4 protein-coding genes are annotated in these 2,591 nt (G+C 49.0%); 3 read left to right on the forward strand and 1 reads right to left on the reverse strand.

The genetic code is table 11. The features are described from left to right. Positions 1-64: 64 nt before the first annotated feature. The gene (locus F8N00_RS17575; RefSeq protein WP_421018698.1) at positions 65-385 is read left to right on the forward strand and encodes a hypothetical protein; all 321 of its coding nucleotides are present in this window, start codon (positions 65-67) and stop codon (positions 383-385) included. A 19-nt stretch (positions 386-404) separates the two neighbouring features. Here the strand turns inward: F8N00_RS17575 and F8N00_RS17580 are convergent, their stop codons facing one another. Continuing rightward, entirely contained in the window at positions 405-1,415 is a 1,011-nt protein-coding gene (locus F8N00_RS17580) for an LLM class flavin-dependent oxidoreductase (protein ID WP_421018699.1), read from the reverse strand. Positions 1,416-1,578: 163 nt separating this feature from the next. Between F8N00_RS17580 and F8N00_RS17585 the strand changes: the two genes are divergently transcribed. Then, positions 1,579-2,064 carry a pyridoxamine 5'-phosphate oxidase family protein gene (locus tag F8N00_RS17585; RefSeq protein WP_023467736.1) on the forward strand — a complete coding sequence of 162 codons (486 nt, stop codon included), beginning with the start codon at positions 1,579-1,581 and terminating at the stop codon, positions 2,062-2,064. Positions 2,065-2,181: 117 nt separating this feature from the next. Beyond that, a partial coding sequence (locus F8N00_RS17590) for a cation diffusion facilitator family transporter (RefSeq protein ID WP_421018700.1) occupies positions 2,182-2,591 on the forward strand: 410 nt, incomplete at its 3' end.

Consider the following 2,591-nt stretch of genomic DNA (forward strand, 5'->3'; position numbering starts at 1 on the left):
GTGGGCTCGGAGATGTGTATAAGAGACAGGCTATGTTCCACCTGCTCTACTACTACCTTTTTTCATGATTCTATTGTTCATCGACGGCATGCTCGCCTTACGGATGAACATTCCACTGCAGCTCATCGTTCAAAAACAGACCGATCCGGCTTACCTCGGACGTGTCATCGGTGTGCTGGAATCCATTGCAATGGCGATGATGCCGATCGGTACCCTATTGTTTGGTTTACTCAGTGATCATGTATCTATCATCGTGCTACTTGGAGTCGGTACAGTCGGCTTATTCGGTGCAGCATCATTCGGATTCCTCCGACTTCGTAATGACATCTTATCCGAGAGCATTCCCGTAGCAGACGCAAAAAACACGTCCTCCCTCACTTCGTGAGAAAGGACGTGCGTATCGGTCAGACCGTCGCTTTGACGGCATCCATGATTAATTTCAATGATTGTTGTTTTGCTTCCTTGTCAGCGATCATCGAAGCGATCATTACTTCGTCTGTGCCGTAGGAATCAGCGAGCTCTTGCAATTGTTTTGCAACGGATTCCGGGTTACCAACGATCATCCGCTTCCGGTTTTCAGCGATCCGGAATTGGTCTTGGAACGTATACGGATACGCTGCTGCCTCTTCTGGAGTTGGCGTTCCTGTCGACGAGACCCCTTTTTCCAGTAAGAGTAGTGACAGATCCAGGCTTGAAGCTAACCGTTCTGCTTCTTCCGTCGTTTCAGCACACGTCACGAAAATCGAGACGAGCGTTTGTGGTGTCTCATTGAATGACGTCGCCATGAAGTTATGACGGTAGTAGTCCATCACTTCTTGTCCACCTTGTCCATTGATGAAGTGAGCAAAGGCAAAGCCGAATCCGCGTTGCGCGGCGTTCAAGGCACTACCACCACTTGATCCAAGCAACCAGCCTTCTGGTGTCGTATCGACTTCTGGTGTTGCGACGAGCCCCGCGAACCGGTGTCCGGCAGGTGCCCCGTCTTTCAAGTAATCGACGAGATCATCGAGTTGTTCGCCGTAATCGGCTCCACCAAAACGTGGCGACGATCCTTCTTGCAACGCACGTGTCGCAAGCGGCATACCGCCTGGTGCCCGACCGAGTCCAAGGTCAATCCGGTTCGGTGCAAGACCTTCAAGGACACGGAAGTTCTCCGCGATTTTATAAGCACTGTAATGCGGCAGCATGACACCGCCTGAACCGAGGCGAATCTGTTTCGTCACTGCAGCCATGTAAGCGATCAAGACTTCCGGGCTTGAACCAGCCAATGTTTTAGCGAAGTGGTGTTCGGATACCCACAGGCGATGGTAGCCGAGTTCGTCCGCGATTTTCGCGAGCTCGACCGTTTCGTGTAAGGCATCAGATGGCGATTGTCCTTTAGAGACCGGGGATTGGTCTAAAATACTAAGTTTCATGTATGTCTCTCCTTTTTCTTTCGAATGCGTACCTACACTGTACGCCTCCTCGTTGTACGGTGCAACGAAACTGCTTCTTTCTATCATGGGGACGTTTTCATTTTGAAATTCAGGGAACAATGCCTAAGTGAGCATAAAAATCTAACGAATGAGGTGGAGTTACATGTCAACCCATACTACGAATCAAGAAGCAGTCGAAACGGTCAAGAAACTGATTGATAAAATCGAAACAGCGATGCTGACGACGATTTCAGCAGAAGGACTCGTATCGCGTCCGATGCAGACACAGGATATCGAATTTGATGGCGACCTCTGGTTCCTCACTTCAAAAGAAACAGACAAGTACCAAGAACTACTTAAGAATCCGAGCGTTAACGTCGCGTACGTCGACAAATCATACGTCTCGATTCGTGGGACAGCAGAACTCGTCGAAGACATCGAACGAAAAAAAGAGCTCTGGAGTCCACGCTACGAAGCATACCTTGGAACGACATACGAAGATCCGAAAGTCGTCTTGATCAAGGTCAACACGGAAGCTGCTGAATACTGGGAAACGGGAAACACGACGAAGTCCGTCAAACAAGTCTTGAAGAAAGTCGTCGGCAAAGACGATGAGAACGAAATCAATAAAACAGTCGACTTGTCTTGACGAGTTAAACCCGCGCAGCTTGCGTGGGTTTTTTCGTGTGAAGATAGTCGTTTTTCTCAAAATGATGTAACATAATAAAATGAACTAATATGTAACTTAACTAAAAGGAGTACAATCATGGGAGAATTTTTTACGTTATTACGCCGGGGAAACCGGTCGGCGCTGACGGCAGGCATCGTTAACTCCGTCATCGCCATCATCAAGGCAATTGCCTACGTCCTGACGGGAAATGTCGCAATGTTCGCGGAGATGATGCATACGCTCGGGGACGCTGCTAACCAATTTTTTGTCTTCATCGGTTCTGCCCTCAGTAAAAAGGCACCGACGAAACGTTTCCCGAACGGCTTCGGTCGTCTCGTCAATCTCGTCTTGCTCGGTGCCATCCTCTTCGTCGGTATCATGGCGTACGAGACGATTCATGAAGGGATCGCCCACATCATCGAACCGACAGAATCAACTGGCTTTTGGATTACGTTGTCTGTCTTGTTCGTCGGTGTCGTCTTAGAGAGTGGCGTATTTGTTAAAGC

This window comes from Exiguobacterium sp. A1_3_1 (genome assembly GCF_048985645.1).
Lineage (GTDB): Bacteria > Bacillota > Bacilli > Exiguobacteriales > Exiguobacteriaceae > Exiguobacterium_A > Exiguobacterium_A indicum.

Bases quoted from the DNA above. Each gene is read 5' to 3' on its own strand.
- F8N00_RS17575 (WP_421018698.1), top strand. From the start codon at position 65: ATGATTCTATTGTTCATCGACGGCATGCTCGCCTTACGGATGAACATT.
- F8N00_RS17580 (WP_421018699.1), bottom strand. From the start codon at position 1,415: ATGAAACTTAGTATTTTAGACCAATCCCCGGTCTCTAAAGGACAATCG.
- F8N00_RS17585 (WP_023467736.1), top strand. From the start codon at position 1,579: ATGTCAACCCATACTACGAATCAAGAAGCAGTCGAAACGGTCAAGAAA.